The following is a 22,383-nucleotide window of genomic DNA, read 5'->3' on the forward strand; positions in this document are numbered from 1 at the left end:
TGAAGTCGAGCGTGGTGACGAGGTTGTCGTTGTTGACGTTGACGTACAGCTTGGACGCCGACGTGTCGTAGACGAACTCGCCGCGCTTGGCCGACAGGTTGGACACCGCCGACACCGAGTTGGTGTTGACGTCGATGCCCGCCGCCTGGGTGCTGTAGTCGAGCGTGACTGCGATCGTGTCGGAACCGGACGCGAAGTCGACGATGTAGTCGGCACCGGTGCCGGCCGAATGCGAGACGTTCGCGCTGGTGTAGGAGAAGATGTCCGCACCGTTGCCGCCGGTCAGCGAGTCGATACCGCCGCCGCCGGTGATGACATCGGCACCCGCGCCGCCGCGGATGACGTCCGCCCCGGCACCGCCGGTCAGGGTGTCGGCCGCCGTGCCGCCGGTGATGTTGAAGATGCCGTCGTTCTCGGCCGCGCCGTTGAAGACGAGGCTGTTGGTGGTGACCAGCGCCGTGCCGTCCACCGTGAGGGTGGCGCCGGACGCGACGTTGCCGTCCACCGTGGTCAGGTTGAAGTCGTCGTTCTCACCGAAGTTGATGACTTCGAAGCCGGTGATGGTGCTGGCCAGCGTCGTGGCCGTGGCCGTTTCAGTGGTGGCGTAGGACAGGGTCAGCGTGTCGTTGCCGGCGCCGCCAGCGACCGTGGTGGTGCCGTTGTCGAGCAGCTTCTGATCGACCTTCGCGGTGTCGTTGCCGGCGCCGAGAAGGATGTTGTCGCCCGAACCCGCGGCGTTGCCGTCGCCGGTGTCCTCACGCTCGACCGTCACGCTGTTGGCGGCGGACAGGCCCGAGGCGTTCAGGCTGAAGTCACCGGTGGTGACCGTCGAGGCATCGACCGTGATCGTGGTCGCGCCGTTAACGGTGAACACCGCGTCGGTCAGGGTCAGAGACACGTTCTCCGTGGTGGCGAGGAACTCGACCTTCTCGATCCCCGACATGGCGTTGAGGTCGGTCGAGTTGACCGCGAACGCCCCAGCCTTGAACTGCAGGGTGTCGTTGCCGCTGCCGCCCACGATCGTCTCGGCGGTCGACAGGCCGATGAGATCGCTGGAGGCCGTGATGACGAAGACGTCGTTGCCGTCGCCGCCCGACAGGCTGTCGGCACCGCCGCCGCCGACCAGACTGTCGATGCCGGCACCGGTGGACACGAGGTCGACACCCGCGCCGCCGATCACCGAGTCATCGCCGGCACCGGTGGTGACGTTGACGACCTTGGTGTTGGTGGTCAGCGCCGAGGCATCGACGAAGGCGTCCGGCGTGGCGTTGGTCTGGCTGGACAGGTCGATGGTCAGCGTGGTGGACGCCGCCAGAACGCTGTCCGAGCCAACGGTGACGGTGATGTCGTCGGCATCGGCCGAGCCCGAACCGGTGGAGACGATCTTCTCGACCAGGCGCACGCTGGTCAGGTTGACCGTCACCGCCGCCGAGGCGTCCAGTTCGATGGTGTCGGTGCCCGAACCGCCGTAGACCGAGTCGCCGGTCTCAAGACCAGCCACCGTGGCGAACTTGAAGGTGTCGTTGCCGGCACCACCCAGCAGCACGTCATGGACGCCCGTGGCGCTGTTGGCGGTGACCGTCAGGTCGTGACCGGCGGTGAGCGCCGTGCCGGTGACCGTCAGCGTGCCGGCCGTGCGAAGGCCGTCGACGATGGACAGGGACGTGCCCGTGCCGAAGTTGGAGTCGGCCAGGGTGACGGAGGCGCTGACGTTGCCGGTGAACTTGATGGCCTCGACGTTGGTCACGCCGGCGAAGTCGGCGGCAACCAGCGACAGGGCGCTGTTCTCGGTGAACTCCAGCGTATCGTTGCCGGCACCGCCATCGATGCTTTCCGCCGCCGTCAGGCCGGCGAAATGGGCGTTGGTGGCGACCAGGACGAGGTCGTTGCCGTCACCGCCCTGGATGACGTCGACACCGGCCTGACCCAGCAGGCTGTCGGCACCGGCACCACCGCTGATGGTGTCATTGCCATCGCCGCCGGACAGGATGTCGTTGCCCGCACCACCGTCGATGGTGTCGTTCTTGGAGCCGCCGGCCAGAACGTCGTTGCCGCTGCCGCCGAGGACGGAGGAGGCGGTCGTCGAGTTGTTGGCCGAAATCGTCACGTTGCCGGTGCTGGTGGAGGCGTCGATGATCGACGTCAGCGTGTTGCCCGACAGAGTGTCGATGGTCAGCGCCTTCGACCCGGAGATGTTCAGGGTCTTCAGGTCGCCGGCGGTCAGAGTGGTGATGTAGTTGGCGGCACCCTGCGAGACGAGGCTGATGGTTTCGTGATCGGCCAGGGTAACGTTCAACGTCAGCGCGTCGGTGGCGGTCGCGGACGCCACGTTGCCGGCCCCGGCGGCCGCAACCGTCGTGGTGCCCAGCGTGCCCAGCGTCACGGTGATGGCGTCGGCGGCGGTGTCGGTGGCCATGGCGGCCGACACGGTCAGCTCGACGTCGTCGTCGTTGCCGTCATCCGCGGCGACGTTCTTATCCGTGTAGCTCAGACCGGAGATGGCCAGATCGGTGACCGCGGCGCCCAGCTTGGTGAAGCTCACGCTGGCGTTGGCGTTGGCCGCGTTGTTCGTGCCAACGATATCGCTCAGCGACAGCTTGGTCAGGCCGATCTTGGTGATGCCGGCCACATACGACACGTCCTGGGTGCGGTCGGTCCAGTCGGTGTCACCCGCCAGCGCCTCGGTGTGGCTGATGTTCAGCGTCTCGAAGCCGACGAACTTCTGACCTTCCGCGGTCGAGGTGACCACCGTGTTGGCGGTCAGCGCCAGGGTATCGGTGCCCTCGCCACCGTTGATCGAGCCACCCGTCGTCTGGGCGGTGCCGATGCTGATGGTGTCGTTGCCCGTGCCGCCGAGAACGGTGTAGTCGGCGTTGGTGTTCAAGGTCAGGTTGACGCCGCCGGTGCTGGCGCTGGCGTCGATGGTCTTGATCGACGCTGCCAGGGCGCCGGTGACTTCCAGCGACTGGGTGCCGGCCACCGTCAGCTTGGACAGCGTGGTGCCGCCGGCGATGTTGGTCAGGACGTTGCCCACGGTGCCGGAAGCGGTGACCGCCACCGTCTCGATGCTGCCCGTGGCCGTCGCCTGGGCGGTGAAGGTGCCGGCCGTCACACCCGACACGGTCAGGGTCTGGGTGTCAGCCGCTCCGGAGACGACGGTGTCGGCATAGGTCAGCGTCAGATCGCCCGAGCCGTTCATCATCTCGGCAGCGACCTGGTTCTGCACGGCGCTGAAGGTCGTGTCGCCGTTGGCGCTGCTGGAGGTCTGCGAGATCGTCTGGACGCCGGTGGCCGTGGCCAGGTTAACGATCGTCGCATTGGTCGACGATTCGAAGTTGGCGACCTTGAGCGTCTCGATGCTGTTCAGCGTCACCGCGCTGACGGTGATGTCAGCGGCATGAGTGCCCGAAACCGACAGCTGCAACACGTCGTTGCCGGCGCCGCCGGCCAGATTGTCGCCGGGGTTGAAGGTGGTGCCGTCGGTGGCGCCCAGGCCCGTACCAACCACACCGACGAAGGTGTCACTGCCTTCACCGCCGGTGAAGGACGCGCCGGAGTCGACACCGGTGGTCAGGGTGATGTTGCGGCCGGCTTCCTTGCCGTCGGAGATGAACGCCGTGACGGAACCGACAACGTTGAAGTCGTCATCGAAAACGGAGGTCTTCAGGCCTTCCACGCCCTCGGTCACGCCGTCGTCCGCGAGGGTGACGGTGAAGGTGGCCGACGTCTCACCGGCCTTGAGGGTCACCGTGCCGGAAGCCGGGCTGTAGTCGGAAGTCGACGCCGAACCGACCAGACCGCCCTTGCTGTCGCCGGAGACGCTGTAGGTGAAGGTCGTGTCTTCGGTCACGGCGGCGCTGGCCTTCACCGTGTAGGTGATGGAGCTACCCTCGGTCACCGAGCCGGACGCGCTCTGGGCGAGCGTGAAGGTCGGGCCGGTCGGGGCCGGAGCAGCCTCGACGCCGACAAAGTTGCTCACCGACCAGGAATCGGCGGCCTTGCCGGTCACATTGATGGTGACGTCGGCTTCGGCGTCGCCGTCCGTATCGATGTTGAGGGCGCCCTCAGTCGCCCACACGCCACCCGCGGTCGCGGTGGTGCCGCCGAAGACCAGCGCCTCGCCCTCGACCTGGATGGCGCGCAGGTTGATCCGGTCGCCCGTGGCGAAGTCGGTGATGGTGTCACCGTCGGCCTGGGCAGCCTTGCTGTACATGAAGGTATCGTTGCCCGAACCGCCGGTCAGACGGTCGGCGCCCGAGCCGCCGACGACAAGATCGTTGCCCGTGCCGCCGATGATCTTGTCGTTGCCGGAGCCGCCGACGATCGTGTCGTTGCCCGCGCCGCTGCTGATGGTCGCAGCGACGGAACCGCCGACGATCACGCGATCGGCACCCGTGCCGCCGACAATGTTCTCGACCTGATAAACGGTGACGGCGTTCGCGCTGTTGGCCAGGCGCAGCGTATCGGAGCCCGTGCCGCCGACGATGGTGCCGCGCTGGTTCGCGCCGCCGATGATAACGTCATTGCCCGTGCCGCCGACCAGGTAGTCGACACCGCCAAGGCCATACAGGGTGTCGTTACCAGCAAGACCGTTCAGCGAGTTCGCGCCGGACGTGCCGGTCAGCTTGTCGTTGCCAGAAGTAGGATTGCCCCGCTTAATCGCCATGTGAACCCCCAAATAGGCGCAAATCGACTAACCTGCATACAAGGCTGCAAGCATCTGAGCGAACCTAACCGATGGATCTCCCGTACTCAAGGGGGGAAAATCGATCGGAGTAGCCAAGCCTAAAAGTGTTGCAACTTAGTCAGTTACGGCTCTTGCCCGCGAAACCGTCTTAAGTCGTGGCGCGGGCGGGGCAAGCGATATCAAGGGGTTGGCCGGCGTGCCGGGCGGGCGGCGCGCCGGGCCGAACGCCCGTGACGCGTTGTGTTCGCCGGCCGGCGGCCAATAGCGCCCCCTTTGCGCGCGCGAAGTTTGACGCAGCCAAGCCCGCTTTATCTCTGCTACCCTTGCGAAAGAGGTATTCAACAGCGGCTTCTTACCCGCGGGACGTTATCGATGCAGCAGGGATTTCTTCGAGGACTTGCGCCGGAGCTGGCGGCCGGCTTGCGCGCCTGTCTGCCGCATTTTGGGGCAACCTTCGGATTCTCGTTTGTTATCAATATTTTGTTCATGACGTACCCGATATACATGATGCAGGTGTATAACCGGGTGCTGCCGGGCCGCAGCGAGGCGTCGTTGCTGTTCCTGACGCTGATTGCCGGGCTGGCCTGCGTCACCTATGCCGGGCTCGACGTCATCCGCATGCGGCTTCTGGTCCGTTCCAGCCTCCGCCTGGACCGTCGTTTAAGTCTGCCGGTGTTCCTGACCGCGCTGGACGCCGCCGCCCGCCAGCCCGAAGCCGGGCGCGGCCAGGTGCTGCGCGACCTCGACACCTTCCGGCAGTTCGTCACCTCCCAGGGCATCCACGCCCTGTTCGAGGTGCCGTGGATTCCGCTTAGCATCATCGCCGTCTGGTTCATTCATCCGGCGGTCGGGCTGTTCACCCTGGCGGCGGCGGCCCTGATGGTCGCGCTGGCCATTGTGAACGAGCTGATCACCCGCCGCCCGCTGGAGGCCGCCAACGACCGGGCGGCGCAGAACTACGCATTTACCGACACCTGCCTGCGCAACGCCGACGTCGCCCGCGCCATGGGCATGGCCCCGGGAATCGCCCGTGTCTGGCAGAAAAGCCGCCACGACCTGATCTGGTACCAGACGGTGGCCAGCGAGGGGGCGGTGTGGATCACCGCCACCATCCGATTCCTGCGCCTGTTCCTGCAGATCTGCTCGCTGGGGGTGGGCGCCTTCCTGGTGATGGGAAGCGATCTGCCGGTGGGCGCCATGTACGCCGTGGTGATTCTGCTGGGCCGGGCCTTGGCGCCGGTGGACATGGCGGTGGCGGCGTGGCGCTCCTTCGCCCAGGCCCGCTACGCCTTCCGCCGGGTCAACGAAGTGTTCCTGATCGCTCCCGCGCGGCCCCGCGCCATGCCCCTGCCGCGGCCCGAAGGGCATCTGTCGGTGGAAAGGCTGATCTACGCCCCGCCGGGCGGCGACCGGCCGATTCTGAAGAGCGTCAGCTTCGCGGTCGGCGCCGGACAGGTGCTGGGCCTGATCGGGCCGTCGGGCGCCGGCAAGTCGACGCTGGCCCGCCATCTGGTGGGCTCGCTCAAGCCCACCTCGGGCACGGTGCGGCTCGACGGCGCCGACGTCTGGGCCTGGGACCGCGAGGATTTCGGCCCGCACGTCGGCTATCTGCCGCAAGACATCGAGCTGTTCGCCGGCACCGTGCGCGACAACATCGACCGATTCTCCCAGGCCGATCCGGCCGAGGTGGTGGACGCCGCCCGCCGCGCCGGGGTGCATGAGATGATCTTGCGCCTGCCCCAGGGCTACGACACCGAAATCCAGGCGCTGGCCGGCATCCTGTCGGGCGGCGAGCGCCAGCGGCTGGGGCTGGCCCGTGCCCTGTTCGGCGATCCGCGGCTGCTGGTGCTGGACGAGCCGAACTCCAACCTCGACAACGAGGGCGAGCAGGCGCTGCTGGCGGCGCTGGTCGAACTAAAAAGCCGGGGGGCGACCATCGTGGTGATCTCCCACCGCCCGGCGGTGCTCCAGGTCGTCGATCAGGTGCTGGTGCTGCGCGACGGCCAGATCGAGGCCTTCGGGCCGCGCGAGGACGTGTTGAAGAACTATCAGAAGATCGTCCGCCCGCTGGCCTTCGGCGGCCCGGGCAAAGGCGCGCCGGTCACCTGAAGGCTCCATGATGCTGCTCAGCCGATTCTCCCCCGCGACCGAGGCTCCGGTCACCGACGACGCCCGCGGCCTCGTCCTGGCCGGGCTGGCCCTGATCGCCCTGTTCTTCCTGGGCTTCGGCGGCTGGACCGCCGTCGCCACCCTGCAAAGCGCGGTGATGGCCGACGGCGAGGTGGTGGCCGAGGGCAACCGTCAGGCGGTCCAGCACCGCGACGGCGGCACCGTCCGCGAGCTGCTGGTGCGCGAAGGCGATCTGGTGGAAAAGGGGCAGGCGCTGCTGCGCCTGGACACCACCGAGGAGCAGGCGTCGCTGGCCGTGCTGGCGGCCCAGATGGACGGGCTTGCGGCGCGCGAGGCGCGGCTGGCCGCCGAATCGTCGGGGGCCGCAACCCTCGCGTGGCCCGAGGCGATCGCCGCCCGGCTGGGCGAACCCACCATCGCCGCCGCCGTCAGTGAGGAAAGCCGCCTGTTCCAGGTGCGCCGCGCCGCCTTCCAGGGCGAACAGGACCTCAACCTCCAGAAAGTGGCGCAACTGCGCGGCGAAGTGGCGGGAACCGAGGCGCAACTGGCCTCGCGCCGCCGCCAGCTCGACCTGATCCGCCGCGAGCTCGACGGCCAGATGGAGCTGTTCGACAAGGGCTATGCCCGCAAGACCCGGCTTTACGAGTTGCAGCGGGCCTTGGCCGGGCTGGAGGGCGGGGTGTCCGAATCACAGGCGCTCATCGCCCGCACCGAGGAGGAAATCCGCACCACCGAGAAGGAGCGGCTTCAGCTGGACAAGCGCCGCGCCGAGGAAACCGTGGGCGAGTTGAAGGACACCCGCCAGAAGATCGCCGAGATCGCCCCCCGCATCACCGCCCTGAAGGAGCGGCTGGCGGGGGCGGTGCTGACCGCCCCGGTGCGAGGCCACGTCATGGGGCTGACCGTCGCCACCTCCGGCAACGTCATCGCCGCCGGCGAGAAGGTGATGGACATCGTGCCGGCGGCCGACACCTTGACCCTGGAGGTGCGCGTGCGGCCCGACGACATCGAGGATGTCCATCCCGGCATGCGCGCCGAGGTGCATCTGCTGGCCTTCAAGGACATCACCCTGCCCGAGGTGGACGGCACCGTGTCGCGGGTGTCGGCCGACCGGACCACCGACCCGCGCACCGGCACCCCTTATTATAAGGCGCGGGTGGAGGTCGAGGACACGGAACACTTCCGCCACCTGAACCTGCGCCTGCAACCGGGCATGCCGGTTTCGGTGCTGATTCCCGGGGCGCAGCGGACCGTGCTCAACTACCTGATCTGGCCGCTCAAGCGGCAGCTCGCCGGAGCCTTCCGGGAGAAGTAGGACACCATGGTTTCCATCCCCGTTTCCGACCCGCGCTCCCCCGGCTACGTCGTCGCCGACGGCGCGGGCTTCGATGGCGTCGTCCGCATCAGCAACGGCACCACCTACGGCACCGGCAGCCTGCTGTGGACGGGCCTCCATCTCGTCACCGCCGCCCACGTCGTCAGCGGCCTCGATCCCGCCACCCTCACCGTGCATTTCACCATCGCCGGCCGGGTCGAGAGCGTCGCGGTCGACAGCGTCTTCATCAACCCCGGCTACGCCAGCCCGAGCGCCAACGCCGACGTCGCCGTGCTGCGGTTGCGCCAGCCCGCCCCGACGACGGCGGAGCGCTACACCCTGCATCGCGACCCGGACGAGCTGGGCCGGACCCTGCGCATCGTCGGCTACGGTGCCGCGGCAACCGGGGCTGCGGGCGTGTCGGCGACGGCGACACCGGCAACCAGGCGCGCCGCCGAAAACCGCGTCGACGCCCTGACCGACGTCATCAACGGCCACGACGAACTGGGCGTGAACTGGGAAGTTCGCGATGGGACCCAATTCCTAACAGATTTCGATGACGGAACCTCGGCCCACGACGCGGGCGGCAGCCTTCTTTCCCTGCCCGATCTGGGCCTGGGAGCGGGTGAAGGGCTGACCAGCCCGGGCGACAGCGGCGGCCCCGCCTTCATCGACGGCCGGATCGCCGGTATCGCCAGCTACACCTTCCGGCTGGCTCGGGACGGCGTGTCCTCGGACGTGGACGCGACCGGCAACAGCTCATTCGGCGAGTTGGCGTCGTTCCAGCGCGTCTCCGCCTTCGCGCCCTGGATCGACGCGACGATCCAGGAAAGCCTGCCGCAGGCCCCCACCACGCCGACCGAGGTGGTGACGCGCCTTCCCGAGGGGACGAGCGGCCTGTCGTTGGCCTATTTCCTGGTGCAACTGGCGCCCGCCGGCAGCGAAGCGGCCAGCGTCGATTACCGCACCGTCGACGGCACGGCCACCGCCGGGCAGGACTACCTCGCCGTCAGCGGCCGGCTGGTGCTGCGCCCCGGCCAGACCCGCGCCGTCATCCCGGTCGAGATCAAGGGGGACGGCGAGAGCGAAGGCGACGAAACCTTCTTCCTGGAAATCTCCAACCCGGTGGGCGGCGGCTTTGCGGGCGGCCAGACGGTGCTGAGCGCCCAGCGCACCATCATCGACGACGACGGGGGCAGCGGTGGCGGAAGCGCCGCCTTCGCCGACACCGCTCGGCGGCTGCTGGCCGCCGCTCCGTTGTCCGATCTTTCCGGGCCGGGGTCACCCAGCCTGGGGACGTCCAAAAAGAAGGGCGGCCTGTTGGCCGCCCTGTCTTCCCTTCATACGCAAACCTGACATCAGGAAGTCCGCCCCAGCGGACGCAGCGCCGGGGCGGCGCGATCCGTCAGGGCCGGGCCGCGGGAGCGATCCTCCGGCCGCACCGTCCCGCACCACTGCCGCCACAGGTCGCGGTAGACATCCTCCAGCGAGCGGACGAACGCCTTGGCGTCGCACAGCGGCGACAGACGCAGGCGGGTGCGGAGCTTGGCGCGCAACCACGTCCGCCGCTCGCCGTCGGCGGCGATGGCCGCCGCCCGCTCGACGTAGTCCTCGGCGGTGCCGGCAACGAGATCGGACAGACCGGCCTGGGCCAGGATGCTGGCGCCCAGACGGCCGGCGTGGCGGTCGCCCCGCAGCGTGACCACCGGCACCCCCATCCACAAGGCGCCGCAGACGGTATCGGCCGCCGAACATGGGAAGGTGTCGAGCATGACGTCGACGCGGCCATACCGGGCCAGCGCCTCGCCCGTCGCCACCGACCACGGCACAAGGTCGACCCGCCCGGCGTCGAGCCCCTGTCCCGCCGCCAGATCGAGGAAGCGCCGCCGGATCGCCGGCTCGTCGGTCAGCGACGGCCCACCCAGCACCAGCCGCGCCCCCGGCACGCGGTCGAGGATGCCGGCCCAGGCGGCCAGGGTGTCGGCGCCGATCCGCGACAAGGGCGCGAAGGCGCCGAAAGTGATGTGCCCCGCCGTCTCGGCCGGCGGCGGCGGGATGTCCGGGGCGTCGGCCGGCGGGTGGTAGCACAAGACGCCGAACGGCAGCCGCGCCAGCCGCTCGGTGCCGCAGGCGTCCGTGTCGGCACCGGCGATGGCCGGATCGGCGACGGCGTCGGTCAGCCGCCAGTCCATGGCCGCCAGCCCGGTGGTGTTGGCGTAGCCCAGCCACGTCGCCTGCACCGGCGCCGGCTTGGCGGCGAAGACGGCCAGGCGGTTGCCCGGGCCATGGCCGGCGAGATCGACCAGGATGTCGATGCCGTCGGCCCGGATGAGATCGGCCACCGCCGCGTCGTCGAGCCCGCCGACATCGTGCCAGCCGTCCGACCGGCCACGCAGCCGCGCGGTCACGGCGTCGGAGCCGTTGAGGCTGGCGTAGCAGAAGGCCCGCACCCGCTTGCGATCATGGGCCGTCAGCACGGGTTCGAAGAAGGACACCAGCGGATGCTGGCGGAAGTCCGGCGACAGATAGCCGACCCTGAGGACGCGGTCGGGCTCGGGCGCGTTGTCGTGGGGCCGGCGCAACCCGGCCGCCGGCCGCCCCACCCGCTCCTCGTACAGCCGATGGGAACCGCCCAGCTCCGACGCCGACAGGGCCGACTGGTCGTTGAGACAATACAGCAGGGCGGACAACAGCGCCGGCCGCTCCGGCTCCAGCTCCAATGCCCGGCGCAGGCTGGCGAGCGCCTCGTCAAGCCGTCCCTGGGCGTGCAGCACGGCGCCCAGACCGGCATGGGCCCGCGCCGACGCCTCATCGCGCGCCGCGACCTGGCGGAACGTGGCCTCGGCGGCTTCGAGCCGGCCCAGCTTGAACAGGGCCTCGCTCAAGTCGAGCAGGACCCCGGCGTCGTCCGGGGTCTTCCCGACAACCGCGTCGAACGCCGCGACCGCCTCCTCCAGGCGGCCGAGACCGGCCAGCACGCGGGCCAGCGCAACCCGCAACGCGCTGTCGTCCGGCAGCCGGCTCAGGGCCGCCCGGTAGAGCGTCGCCGCCTCGTCGAGCCGGCCGAGCGTGCGCAGCAGGTCCGCCAGACGGCGGGTGGCCTCGGCGTGCTCCGGCTCCAGCGCCAGGACGCGGCGGCAGGCGGCGGCGGCGTCCGTCACCGCCCCCGTCTCGTCGAGAAGGCGCGCCACCTCCAGATGCGCTTCGGCCTGCTCGGGATAGCGCACCGCCACCTCCCGCGCCAAGGCGAGCCGGTCCTCCACGGACAACGGGACCGGCGGCGGGTCAGCGGCTTCGGCGTCGCCGTTCATAAGGATAGCGGGTGTTACGGCTTCGGGGGTTTCCGGTTCGGCGGCTTCCGGTTCGGCGGCTTCCGGTTCCGAAGCAAGGGCGTCGAGGATGGCTTGCGCGTCCCGGACATCGGGGTTGAGGCGCAGGGCCTCGGCCGCCGCCCCGGCCGCCGCCTCCCGCTGCCCGGCTATCAGAAGGACGCGGGCCAGACCGGTCCAGGCCACGGGATGCGCCGGCTTGAGTGCGGTCACCCGCTTCAGGGCATCGACGGCCTCGGCCGTCTCGCCCTGCTCCACCAGCATGGCGCCCAGCTCGAACCAGGCGTCGGCGTAGTCCTCGCGCAAGTCTACCGCCCGGCGCAACGCCGCAACCGCCTCGTCCGATCGGCCCAGCCGGCGCAAAACCATGCCGTGGCGCCCGACCAGCAGCCCGTTGTCGGGTTCGACGGCCAGCGCCCGCCCCAAAAGGTCGGCCGCCGTCTGGTGCCGGCCGACCTGACTGGCGATCAGACCCAGGAGCTGAAGGGCGCCGGCGTGGTCCGGCTTGGCCTGGAGCACCTGCCGGCACACGCCCTCCGCTTCGGCCAACCGGCCGGCGGAGTGGTGCTCAAGGGCAAGCTTCATCGCGTCGGCGAGGGTCATGGAAGTCGAGGTTTCGGGGGTCATGGCGTGCAGTCTCTTTCAAGGCGGGCACCGGTCGCCCGTTTTGGACCAGAAACGGGGGGCAAAAGGCAAGGGGGCAGGCGCACCCGCCGCCTCAGCCCCGCCATCCTATACGACGTCGTATAAATCAGGCGAAGCAAAGCTTCGCCGAGCCCCCGACAGCACATTGCCACGCAATGTGTGAAAGGGTGATACGGGCGGCGCCTGCCGCCCGTATCAGGGCGCGTCATCGGCGGGAGCGGCCAGCGTCTCGTCAATCTGGTCGCGCACCGCCAAAAGCTGCTCCAGGCTGTCGTCGGACAGGGTGTGGCGACGGTGGCGGACGCCGGACAGGGCGCGGGCGACCTGATCCAGGCCGGCGACCAGATCACGCTCGACCTTGGGCAGGCCGTCGCCCTCCCGGTGCCGGTCATGACCTTTGACCGGGGTCGCCGCCTTCTTGGCGTCGCGCATGGCCTTGACGGTCAGCCCCGCCTTGGCCTCCTCCCACAGCGCCAGTTGCCGGTCGGGATCGGCGACGGCGGCGATTTCCATCAAGATGGATTTCGGCACCGTCCTATACGACGTCGTATACTCGTCGCGGACCTTGGCCGGCAGGCGGGTCAGCGACAGGATGCGGCTGACCTCGGCCTGGCTGCGGCCGATGACCCCGGCCAGCGCCACCGTCGTATAGCCCTTTTCCTGCGCCAGCCGGGCCAGCCCGTCCGCCACCTCCAGCGCGTCGAGATCCTCGCGCTGAAGGTTCTCGATCAGCGCCAGTTCCGAGGCGTCGCCCTTGGTGACGATGGCGAAGATGGTGGGCTTTTCCAGAAGCTGGTGGGCGCGGTAGCGGCGCTCGCCGGCGGCCAGCACGAAGCGCCCGTCGCCTTGGTCGATCACCAGCACCGGCTGCTTCAACCCGTGCTGGGCGATGGAGTCGGCGAGCGAGCGCAGCTTGTCCGGGTCGAAATGGCGGCGCGGCTGATGCGGCCCGCCGACCATGACGCGGTCGAGTTCCACCTCCATCAGCAAGGGAAAGTCCGCCGAGGTCTTGAGCGCCGGCGGGCGGGCCAGTTCCACCCCGGCGGCGGCGGCGGTCCCCACCGGCTGGAGGACCAGATTCATGTTGTTGCGGCCAAGCTTAGGCGCCATGGCTCACCTCCCGGCCGGTCAGGACCGGCAGCAGCTCGCGCGCCAGCGTGCGGTAGGCCGCCACGCTGGGGTTGGCACCGGCCACCTCGACGGTGGCGCGGCCCGCCGCCTGGGACTGCGGGTAGATCGTGGCCGAGGTGATCGGCGCGAACACCCGGATGGCTGGCCCCAACTGCGCCTCCAGGTCGGCCAGCGTGCTCTTGTCCTGGTTCAGCCGTCCTTTGAACTTGGTCGGCAACAGGCCCAACAGGCTCAAGGACGGGTTGCCGCGCCGCTGGATGGTCGTCACCGTGTCGAGCAGATAGGAGATGCCCATGGCGGCGAACGGCTCGGTTTCCACGGGGATCAGCACGTAGTCGGCCGCCGACAGGGCGTTGATGGTCATCATGCCCAGATGCGGCGGGCAATCGATGATGATGGCGTCGTACTGGTCGCGCGCCGCCGCCAGCTTCTCCTTCAGCGCCAGCGCCCCCAGCGGCTGGGCGGTCAGCTCCGTCTCGGCCGCCGACAAGGAGATGCACGCCGGCACCAGATCGAAGGCGGGCGTGCCCACCGCGACGACGATGTCGGCGAGCGCCGCCGGCCGCCCCCCGCCTTGCCCGCCCCGCCCCTCGTGCAGGACGTGGTAGAGCGTGGCCTGGTTCTGCTCCAGCGCGAAGGGATTGACGCCCATATGGATGGTGGCGTTGGCCTGGGGATCGGCGTCCAGCAGCATGACGCGGCACCCCTCGGCGGCCAGGGCCGCGCTGAGATTGACGGATGTCGTCGTCTTGCCGACACCGCCCTTCTGGTTGGCCACCGCCACCACCTTGGCCGGCGGCCGCGGGCCGACGGCGCGGTCGGGGACAGGGCCGGCGGCCGGTTCGGACCCGGGCACGCCGTTCCAGCGGGCGGCGGCCGCCTTGCGCGCCGAGGCGCTGCGCTCTTCGGCCGACAGCTTGCGGGCGCGGGCCTTTCCGCCCATCGCCCCGAAAGCCTTGGCGACATCGGTGACGGTCTTGTCGGCCATGAGGCGGTATCCCTTTCGATTGCGTAGCCGCACGCAAACCCTACCCGCGCTCCCCTTTTCGAACAAGCGAAAAGGCAGGGATCGGGTACGCATCGCGCCGTTTGCCATGCTAATCTCGCGCCATGCCGACCGATACCGCCCCTCTCCCGCCCGCGCCGCGCGCCGTCACCCTGGACGAGGCCGTCCGGCTGGCCTTCGACCGTTACCAGGGCGGCGACTTCGCCGGGGCGGCGGCGATCGGCACGGACATCCTGCGGGCGCGCCCCGCCCACGCCGCCATCCTCCACCTCCTGGGCGTCATCACCTTCCACCAGGGCGACAAGGGTCAGGCGCGCTCGTTCCTGGCGCAGACCATCGCCGCCGCCCCCGATTGGGCGGAGCCGTGGACCAATCTGGGGTGCGTGCTGCAGAGCCAGGACCGGACGCAGGACGCCATCGCGGCGTTCCGCCACGCGGCCGCCCTTCATCCCGGATCGCCCGGCCCGCACGAGGCGCTGGGCAACGCGCTCGCCGCCGCCGGGCGCCTGGACGAGGCGGTGCAGGCCTATCATTGCGCCCTCGCCCTGGCGCCGGCCTCGGCCAAGGTGCTGTGCGCTTTCGGCAACGTGCGGTTGCTGCAATGCTGGTACGGCGCGGCGATCGACGCCTACACCCAGGCGCTGGCCGCCGCGCCCGACCTGCCCGAGATCTGGTCCAACCTGGGCCACGCGCTGAAGGACGTGGGCCGCATCGGCGAGGCGACCGCCGCGTTCCAGACCGCCATCGCGCTGCGGCCGGATCACGCGCAAGCCTGGTCGAACCTGGGCAGCGCGCTGAAGGATCAGGCCCGCCACGCCGAGGCGGTCCAGGCCTTTTCCCGCGCCACCACCCTGGACCCGGGCTTCGCGACGGCACGCTCCAACCTGATCTTCCTGCTGAACTACCTGCCCGAGGCGAGCGAGGCCGCCATCGGCGCGGCGCACGCCGCCTGGGGCCGGCGGCACGCCGCCGCCCCGTCGGCGCCGCCGGTCTTCGCCAACCCGCGCCGGCCCGAGCGGCGGCTGAAGGTGGGCTACGTCTCCCCCGATTTCCGCACCCACTCGGTCGCCTATTTCTTCGAGCCGCTGGCCATCCACCACGACCGCGCGGCGGTGGAGGTCTACGGCTACGCCGAGGTGGCCACCCCCAGCCCGACCACCTTGCGCCTGAAGGAGCGGGCCGACCACTGGCGCTTCACCGTCGGCCTGTCCCACGCGGCGATGGCGGAGCTGATCCGGGCCGACGGCATCGACATCCTGGTCGATCTGGCCGGGCACACCGGCGGCAACCGTCTGGGCGTCTTCGCCCTGAAACCGGCGCCGGTGCAGGTGACATGGCTGGGCTATCCCAACACCACCGGGCTGGCGGCCATGGACTGGCGCATCACCGACAGCCTTGCCGACCCCGACGGCGCGGAAGCCTTCCACACCGAGCGGCTGGCGCGGCTGCCGGGCGGCTTCCTGTGCTACTCGCCGCAGCCCGACGCGCCCGAGGTGGCGCCCGCCCCCTGTCTGACACACGGTCATGTGACCTTCGGCTCGTTCAACAACCTCGCCAAGCTGACCGAACCGACGGTCGCCGCCTGGGCCGCCATCCTGCATCGGGTGCCGGGCGCCCGGCTGCTGCTGAAAAGCAAACAACTGGCCGATCCCGACACCGGGCGGCGGTTCCTCGCCCGTTTCGCCCGCCACGCCATTCCGCCCGAGCGCATCACGCTGGCCGTCTGGACCTTGCAGCCGGCCCATCATCTGATGCTTTACGCCGGAATGGACATCGCGCTGGACACCTTCCCCTACAACGGCACGACGACGACCTGCGAGGCGCTGTGGATGGGCGTGCCGGTGGTCAGCCTGAGGGGCGACCGCCACGCCGCCCGCGTCGGCGCCGACCTGCTGACCCGCGTGGGTTTGAGCGAGCTGACAGCATCCGACGTGGCGGACTATGTCGCCCGCGCGGCGGCGCTGGCCGGCGATCCCGAGCGGCTGGCGGCGGCGCGGGCGGATCTGCGCGAGCGGATGCGCGCCTCGCCGCTGTGCGACGGCCGCCGCTTCGCCGCCGAGATGGAGGCGGCGTATCGGCGGATGTGGCGGGAGTGGTGTTCTGCGGTTGACGGATGACCATGCGTTAACCGCATCCCGTATCAGTAGGCCTGATACGACTTCTCTTCGACCAACTCCGAACCCAGGCCGTCGTTCAGCACGCGCTTCAGCTGGGCGCGGCGGTCGTTGGTGACGTAGACGGCGCGGGCCAGCTCGACGAAGCGGGTGCCGAAGTCCTTGTTGCGCTCGCAGTCGCGGATGTCGTCCTCGACCTCCCACAGCGTCTCGTTCACCGCCTTGAGGTCGGCGACCACGGGCGCCAGACCGGCCGGTACGCCGCCGCCGGCGTCGCGCACCGCGACCAGCGCGCCCAGTTCGCGGCGCACGTTGACCAGCTTGGCCGGATCGGTGATCCGCTCCGCCTTGATCTCAAGAATGGTGATCTTGTCGATCAGCTCACCCCAGGACACGGGAACGAGAAGGGACATGGAACCTCACTGGCTTGGATTGGAACGCACCGAGGCGACCGCCGCCATCCACCGCAGCAAACCGGCCGCCTCGGCCAGCGGCGGCGCCCAGTCGCCGGCGGTCCGTTGCCGGAACAGCCGCAGGGTCGGATACCACGGGCTGTCCTCACGGTCCATGAGCCAGCGCCATTCGGGCAGGTGGGCCAGCAGCACCCACGTCGCCACCCCGAGCGCGCCGGCCAGATGCGCCACCGCCGTGTCGATGGTGATCACCAGATCGACCACCGTCATGATGGCGGCGGTATCGGCGAACACCTCGCCCCCCTCGTCGAGGGCATAGCAGCGGATGCGGGCGCGTTGCTCCTCCGGCAGCGCCGCCAGCTCCTCGGCGCCCAAGCCCTTTTGCAGGCTGATCAGGCTGACGCCGGGGATCGACCCCAGCGCCGCCAGCAGCTCGGCCACGGCGACCGAGCGCACCCGGTCGCCGCGCGACTCCCAGGCCAGCCCAACCTTGAGGCCCGGCACGTCGGCCAGCACCCGGCGCCAGTGATCGACAAGCCCCGGATCGGCCTTCAGGTAGGGAGTGTCGGCCGGCACGGTATCGAGCGTGGTGCCCGCCAGATGCGGCAGGCTCAAGAACATGGCGCAGCCGCCGACCCGCGTGATGCTTGTGGGATTGTGCAGCACCCGGTCGCCGCCGGCCAGCGTGCGGAACAGATGGGCGAGGTCGGGACGGTAGCTGAGCGCCACCCGCCCCACGCGGTCGAGCAGCCGGGGCACGTAGCGGATGAACTGGATGGCGTCGCCGATCCCGCCCTCCGCCTGCAACCACAAGGTGCTATCCGGCAGAGGGCGCCCGTCCCACACCGGCACATGGTGCCGGGTTTCCGGCCGGTCGCGGAAGAACACGTTGTTGGCGCGCCATTCGAACTCGGCCGCCCCTTCCGCCATGGCGCCGCGCAGCAGCAGCAGTTGGCCCAACTGGTGGTGGGCGCCGGCCCCGGCGGGGTCGAGTTCCGTCACCCGGCGGTATACCGCCTCGGCCTCGGCCAGCCGGCCCAGGCCCACCAGCGCGAAACCGCTGTTGTAGAGGACGTCGGCCGCGTCCGGCCGCAACGCCAGGGCCTGGGCGTAGGCGGCCAGGGACTCCTCGAAGCGGCCGAGGTGGCGCAAGACCACGCCGAGGTTGGAATGGGCGGCGGTCAGCCCGGGAGCGAGCCGGATCGCCGCCCGAAACGCCTCGGCGGCGCGCGCGGGCTCCTGGTGCTCGTAATGGCCCAGGCCGATCCCCAGCAACATCCCGGCCGTAACCGGCTCTTCCCTGCTCTGCTCGAAACTCATCCCATGCCGTGACGATGATCGATGATCGCTTCGGCGCACCCTACACCCATGCGCCTCCTCCTCTCTAGCGGGAATGCGCCGCTCTTGATGCCCACCCGCCGCCGTGGCCAAATGGCGCCATGACATACCCTTTCCTGCCCTACGGCCGCCAATGCCTGGACGACGACGACATCGCCGCCGTCACCGCCGTGCTGCGCGGCGACTGGCTGACCCAGGGGCCGGCGGTCGAGAACTTCGAGCGCCGGCTGGCCGACCGCTTACAAGCCGCCCACGCGGTCGCCTGCTCCTCCGGTACGGCGGCCCTGCATCTGGCGGCGCTGGCCCTGGACCTTGCGCCCGGTGATGCCGTGGTGGTGCCGTCGCTCACCTTTCTCGCCACCGCCAACGCGATCCGCCATGCCGGGGCCGAGGTCGCCTTCGCCGATGTCGACGCGGCCACCGGCCTGATGCGAGCGGAGCACCTGGAAGCGGCGCTGGCCCGGGCGGAGCGGGCCGGCTGGCGGCCGCGCGCCGTGTTCCCGGTCCATCTGACGGGGCAGACGGCAGACATGGCGGACATCGGGCGGCTGGCGGCCGAACGCGGCCTCGCCGTGGTCGAGGATGCCTGCCACGCGCTGGGCGCGGAATACGCCGACGGCCGCCCGGTGGGCGATGGCCGTCACCCGGCCTGCTTCTCCTTCCACCCCGTGAAGGCCATCGCCGCCGGCGAAGGCGGGGCGGTGACCACCGGCGACGCCGCCCTGGCCGAACGCCTCAAGCGCCTGCGCAACCACGGCATGACGCGCGACGCCGCCGATCCCTCCCGCTACGCCATGGCCGAGCCGGGGTTCAACTACCGCCTGACCGACATCCAGTGCGCGCTGGCCGCCTCGCAACTGTCCAAGCTCGACCGTTTCCTGGCGCGGCGCCGCCACTTGGCCGACCTCTACGACCGGATGCTGGCACCGCTGGCGCCGCGCGTGCGCCCGCCCGCCCGGGTGTCGGGGCGGTCGGGCTGGCATCTCTACGCCGCCCGTCTGGACTTCCCCGCCATCGGCCGCGACCGCGCGGCCGTGATGGCAGGCTTGCGCGAACGCGGCATCGGCACCCAGGTCCACTACATCCCCGTCCACACCCAGCCCTATTACCGGGAGCGGTACGGCGCGCCGGCCCTGCCCGGGGCGGAGAGGTATCACGCGGCCACCCTGTCGCTGCCGCTGTTCCCGGCCATGGCCGACGCCGACATCGACCGGGTGGTTTCGGCACTGGCCGGGGTCATCGGGTGAAGGCGCAGCCCCGGGCTTGAACGGAAGCCGCCCTCCCGCCTAATCTGCCGGCCCAGCCGGCCACCATTTTTTGAGAGACATTCCCGATGACCTCGGCAACGGAACCGCTGTTCAACCTTACCGGCAAGCGGGTGTGGGTCGCCGGACATCGCGGCATGGTCGGCTCGGCCCTGGTGCGCCGCCTGGAGCGCGAGGACTGCGCCATCCTGACCGTCGGCCGCGAGCGGGTGGACCTGCGCCGCCAAGCCGAGGTCGAGGCGTGGATGGCGGCCGAGAAGCCCGACGCGGTGATCGTCGCCGCCGCCACCGTGGGCGGCATCCTGGCCAATTCGACCCGACCGGCCGAGTTCCTCTACGACAACCTGGTGATCGAGGCCAACGTCATCGACGGCGCCCACAAGGCCGGGGTGGAAAAGCTGCTGTTCCTGGGCTCGACCTGCATCTACCCCCGTCTGGCGCCGCAGCCGGTCTGCGAGGAGGCGCTGCTGACCGGCCCCCTGGAGCCGACCAACGAGTGGTACGCCATCGCCAAGATTGCCGGCATCAAGCTGTGTCAGGCGTATCGGCGCCAGCACGGCGCGGACTTCATCTCGGCGATGCCGACCAACCTCTACGGCCCCGGCGACACCTACGACCTGCAATCGAGCCATGTGCTGCCGGCGCTGATCGCCAAGATCCACCACGCCAAGATTACCGGGGCGGCCACGGTCACGCTGTGGGGCACCGGCACGCCGTTGCGCGAGTTCCTGCACGTCGACGATCTGGCCGACGCCTGCGTCTTCCTGATGCGCCGCTATTCGGGCGACGTGCCGCACAACATCGGTTCGGGCCGGGAGGTGAGCATCCGCGCGCTGGCCGAAGCCATCGCCCGCGTCGTCGGCTTCGCCGGCGGCTTCGTTTTTGACACTTCCAAGCCCGACGGCACACCGCGCAAGCTGTCGGACACCAGCAAAATCAACACGCTGGGCTGGCGCGCCTCAATCGGGTTGGAGGACGGCATCGCCCACGCCTACCGCTGGTATCTCGACCACATCGCGCGCTGAAGGAACCGGATATGTCGTTTGCCGCCTACATGGAAGACTCCATCGCCGTTCTGCGGCGCACGCTGGAGACCGTGGACGCCGCCGCGATGGAGGCCGCCATCGACCGTACCGCCCAGGCGCTGGGCGCCAACCGGGCGCTGCTGGTGTGCGGCAACGGCGGTTCGGCCTCCGACGCCATGCACATCACCGGCGAACTGGTGGGACGCTTCCTGAAGGAGCGCCGCGGCCTGAAGGCCATCTGCCTGTCGTCCAACCCGGCGGTGATCACCGCCTGGGGCAACGACTACTCGTATGACACCATCTTCTCCCGTCAGGTCGAAGCCTTCGGCGAGGCCGGCGGGGTGATGCTGGGCCTGTCCACCTCGGGCAACTCGCCCAACGTGGTGGCGGCCTTCGAGCAGGCCCGCGCCATGGGGATGACCACCGTGGCGCTGACCGGCGAGGGCGGCGGCAAGCTGGCATCCTTGAGCGACGTGCTGCTGGCGGTGCCGTCCAGGCGCACGCCGCTGATCCAGCAGGCGCACATCTGCCTGTACCACTACCTGTGTGAACGGGTGGAGGCGCGACTGGCCGAGGCGGGCTGAGGGCAGAAAAAAAGTAATACCGACGAGCGATTGAAATGACTTTTCAATCGCTCGTCGGTCGCCGCGACCGCGGCGGCGCGCCCGCGTGGGCGCGAAAGCCAAGCGCGCGGAGGCGTGCGCCCGGCGTTTGAGGGCAAAGGCGAGTCCCTTCAGGGGCTCGCCGGTATAAGGGGGCTTGCGCCATCGCCCCGGTAACGGGAAGCCGGGCGGCGGGAGGGTTTCCAAATCTCACGCCGAGCGAAGTCGAGGCACGTCGATCCGTTGCCGCTTTGCCGCTTACGCGCCCTCACCCCAGGGCGCGGCGGAAGTAGTCGATGGTCTGCGCCAGACCCTCCTCCAGCGGCACGCGCGGCTCCCAGCCGAAGGTCTTTTGGGCAAGGCCGATGTCGGGCTTGCGGCGCTTGGGATCGTTCTCGGGCAGCGGCCGGTAGACGATCCTCGACGCCGATCCGGTCATGGCGACCACCCGCTCGGCCAGCTCGCGCACGGTGATCTCGTGCGGGTTGCCGAGGTTGACGGGACCGGAGAAGTCGGAATCCGAGTTCATCACCCGCGTCATGCCCTCCACCAGATCATTGACGAAGCAGAACGACCGGGTCTGGTTGCCGTCGCCGTAGAGGGTGATCTCCTCGCCTTTCAGCGCCTGGACGATGAAGTTCGACACCACGCGACCGTCGTTGGGGTGCATGCGCGGGCCGTAGGTGTTGAAGATGCGAATGAGCTTGGCGTCCACCCGATGCTGGCGGCGGTAGTCGGCGCACAGGGTTTCGGCGGCGCGCTTGCCCTCGTCGTAGCAGGCGCGCGGCCCGAGCATGTTGACGTGGCCGACGTAGCCTTCGTGCTGGGGATGGATTTCCGGATCGCCGTAGACCTCGCTGGTGGAGGCCTGCAACAGCTTGGCCTGACGCCGCTTGGCCAGCCCCAGCATGTTGATGATGCCCAGCACGCTGGTCTTCATGGTCTGCACCGGATCGCGCTGGTAATGCACGGGCGAGGCCGGGCACGCCAGATTGTAGATCAGGTCGACCTCGACGTAGAGCGGGAAGGTCACGTCGTGGCGCAACAGCTCGAAATAGGGATTGCCCATGAGATGGGCGACGTTGGCCTTGGTGCCGGTGTAGAAATTGTCGGCGCACAGCACGTCGTGCCCCTCCGCCAGCAACCGCTCGCACAGGTGGGAGCCAATGAAGCCGGCGCCCCCGGTAACCAAAATCCGAGCCCCTGAAGCCATCTGACGCGATCCGTCCGTCAAGGTTGAAGACAGCGGTCGGGAATTTCCCGCCCTCCGCACGATAGCACCTTCCCCCAAAGAGGTGGCACCGCTTTCGATGGTAGCGAACACGCGCGCGCCCCCCCGGTGACAAGCGCGCGATCAGTCGCCCCGCAACGCTCCGGCAGGGT

14 protein-coding genes are annotated in these 22,383 nt (G+C 69.6%); 7 read left to right on the plus strand and 7 right to left on the minus strand.

All coding sequences use genetic code 11. The features are described from left to right. The coding region (locus VED21_RS33690) for a hypothetical protein (RefSeq protein WP_324890293.1) at nt 1–4,666 on the minus strand (4,666 nt) is incomplete at its 3' end. Between the two features lie 393 nt (nt 4,667–5,059). Between VED21_RS33690 and VED21_RS33695 the strand changes: the two genes are divergently transcribed. From VED21_RS33695 to VED21_RS33705, 3 genes are read left to right on the plus strand one after another with little or no spacing between them, the layout of a single operon-like run. Beyond that, nucleotides 5,060–6,796 carry a type I secretion system permease/ATPase gene (locus tag VED21_RS33695; protein ID WP_324890294.1) on the plus strand — a complete coding sequence of 579 codons (1,737 nt, stop codon included), beginning with the start codon at nt 5,060–5,062 and terminating at the stop codon, nt 6,794–6,796. A gap of 7 nt (nt 6,797–6,803) precedes the next feature. Further along, nucleotides 6,804–8,132 carry an HlyD family type I secretion periplasmic adaptor subunit gene (locus VED21_RS33700; protein ID WP_324890295.1) on the plus strand — a complete coding sequence of 443 codons (1,329 nt, stop codon included), beginning with the start codon at nt 6,804–6,806 and terminating at the stop codon, nt 8,130–8,132. Between the two features lie 6 nt (nt 8,133–8,138). Next, a complete protein-coding gene (locus tag VED21_RS33705) occupies nt 8,139–9,488 on the plus strand; it encodes a Calx-beta domain-containing protein (protein ID WP_324890296.1) in 1,350 nt (449 codons plus the stop codon). Nucleotides 9,489–9,490: 2 nt separating this feature from the next. On the opposite strand, the gene VED21_RS33710 is transcribed toward VED21_RS33705, so the two are convergent. From VED21_RS33710 to VED21_RS33720, 3 genes are all read right to left on the minus strand, one after another. Continuing rightward, nucleotides 9,491–12,088: a tetratricopeptide repeat protein gene (locus VED21_RS33710; RefSeq protein WP_324890297.1), complete on the minus strand. Its 2,598-nt coding sequence runs from the start codon at nt 12,086–12,088 to the stop codon at nt 9,491–9,493. A 213-nt stretch (nt 12,089–12,301) separates the two neighbouring features. After that, the gene (locus VED21_RS33715; protein WP_324890298.1) at nt 12,302–13,216 is read right to left on the minus strand and encodes a ParB/RepB/Spo0J family partition protein; all 915 of its coding nucleotides are present in this window, start codon (nt 13,214–13,216) and stop codon (nt 12,302–12,304) included. Next, nucleotides 13,206–14,225, minus strand: coding sequence for an AAA family ATPase (locus tag VED21_RS33720; protein WP_324890299.1), 1,020 nt, complete (start codon nt 14,223–14,225; stop codon nt 13,206–13,208). Before VED21_RS33720 ends, VED21_RS33715 begins: the two co-directional genes overlap by 11 nt. Before the next feature lie 122 nt (nt 14,226–14,347). Here VED21_RS33720 and VED21_RS33725 point away from each other — a divergent pair, with 122 nt between their 5' ends. Further along, nucleotides 14,348–16,360 (plus strand): tetratricopeptide repeat protein, encoded by a 2,013-nt coding sequence (locus VED21_RS33725; RefSeq protein ID WP_324890300.1) that lies wholly within the window; start codon nt 14,348–14,350, stop codon nt 16,358–16,360. Between the two features lie 23 nt (nt 16,361–16,383). Here the strand turns inward: VED21_RS33725 and VED21_RS33730 are convergent, their stop codons facing one another. Then, nucleotides 16,384–16,770, minus strand: a complete 387-nt coding sequence (locus VED21_RS33730; protein ID WP_324890301.1) for a DUF6165 family protein — start codon at nt 16,768–16,770, stop codon at nt 16,384–16,386. 6 nt (nt 16,771–16,776) lie between these two features. Further along, nucleotides 16,777–18,048 (minus strand): tetratricopeptide repeat-containing glycosyltransferase family protein, encoded by a 1,272-nt coding sequence (locus VED21_RS33735; protein ID WP_324890302.1) that lies wholly within the window; start codon nt 18,046–18,048, stop codon nt 16,777–16,779. Between the two features lie 161 nt (nt 18,049–18,209). Here VED21_RS33735 and pseC point away from each other — a divergent pair, with 161 nt between their 5' ends. The 3 genes from pseC (at nt 18,210) to VED21_RS33750 (ending at nt 20,982) form a co-directional block, all read left to right on the plus strand. Continuing rightward, nucleotides 18,210–19,355, plus strand: a complete 1,146-nt coding sequence (pseC, locus tag VED21_RS33740) for a UDP-4-amino-4,6-dideoxy-N-acetyl-beta-L-altrosamine transaminase (protein WP_324890303.1) — start codon at nt 18,210–18,212, stop codon at nt 19,353–19,355. A gap of 86 nt (nt 19,356–19,441) precedes the next feature. Continuing rightward, a complete protein-coding gene (gene fcl, locus VED21_RS33745; protein WP_324890304.1) occupies nt 19,442–20,398 on the plus strand; it encodes a GDP-L-fucose synthase in 957 nt (318 codons plus the stop codon). Nucleotides 20,399–20,409: 11 nt separating this feature from the next. Next, nucleotides 20,410–20,982: an SIS domain-containing protein gene (locus VED21_RS33750; RefSeq protein ID WP_324890305.1), complete on the plus strand. Its 573-nt coding sequence runs from the start codon at nt 20,410–20,412 to the stop codon at nt 20,980–20,982. Between the two features lie 286 nt (nt 20,983–21,268). On the opposite strand, the gene VED21_RS33755 is transcribed toward VED21_RS33750, so the two are convergent. Beyond that, entirely contained in the window at nt 21,269–22,213 is a 945-nt protein-coding gene (locus VED21_RS33755; protein WP_324890306.1) for a UDP-glucuronic acid decarboxylase family protein, read from the minus strand. Between the last annotated feature and the right edge of the window lie 170 nt (nt 22,214–22,383).

The organism is Azospirillum sp. (assembly GCF_035627195.1).
Classification (GTDB): Bacteria; Pseudomonadota; Alphaproteobacteria; order Azospirillales; family Azospirillaceae; genus Azospirillum.

Coding starts and splice junctions, on each gene's coding strand:
- VED21_RS33730 (WP_324890301.1), bottom strand. CDS start 16,770: ATGTCCCTTCTCGTTCCCGTGTCCTGGGGTGAGCTGATCGACAAGATC.
- VED21_RS33750 (WP_324890305.1), top strand. CDS start 20,410: ATGTCGTTTGCCGCCTACATGGAAGACTCCATCGCCGTTCTGCGGCGC.
- VED21_RS33710 (WP_324890297.1), bottom strand. CDS start 12,088: ATGACCCCCGAAACCTCGACTTCCATGACCCTCGCCGACGCGATGAAG.
- VED21_RS33755 (WP_324890306.1), bottom strand. CDS start 22,213: ATGGCTTCAGGGGCTCGGATTTTGGTTACCGGGGGCGCCGGCTTCATT.
- VED21_RS33725 (WP_324890300.1), top strand. CDS start 14,348: ATGCCGACCGATACCGCCCCTCTCCCGCCCGCGCCGCGCGCCGTCACC.
- VED21_RS33700 (WP_324890295.1), top strand. CDS start 6,804: ATGATGCTGCTCAGCCGATTCTCCCCCGCGACCGAGGCTCCGGTCACC.
- VED21_RS33720 (WP_324890299.1), bottom strand. CDS start 14,225: ATGGCCGACAAGACCGTCACCGATGTCGCCAAGGCTTTCGGGGCGATG.
- VED21_RS33705 (WP_324890296.1), top strand. CDS start 8,139: ATGGTTTCCATCCCCGTTTCCGACCCGCGCTCCCCCGGCTACGTCGTC.
- VED21_RS33715 (WP_324890298.1), bottom strand. CDS start 13,216: ATGGCGCCTAAGCTTGGCCGCAACAACATGAATCTGGTCCTCCAGCCG.
- fcl (WP_324890304.1), top strand. CDS start 19,442: ATGACCTCGGCAACGGAACCGCTGTTCAACCTTACCGGCAAGCGGGTG.
- VED21_RS33735 (WP_324890302.1), bottom strand. CDS start 18,048: ATGTTGCTGGGGATCGGCCTGGGCCATTACGAGCACCAGGAGCCCGCG.
- pseC (WP_324890303.1), top strand. CDS start 18,210: ATGACATACCCTTTCCTGCCCTACGGCCGCCAATGCCTGGACGACGAC.
- VED21_RS33695 (WP_324890294.1), top strand. CDS start 5,060: ATGCAGCAGGGATTTCTTCGAGGACTTGCGCCGGAGCTGGCGGCCGGC.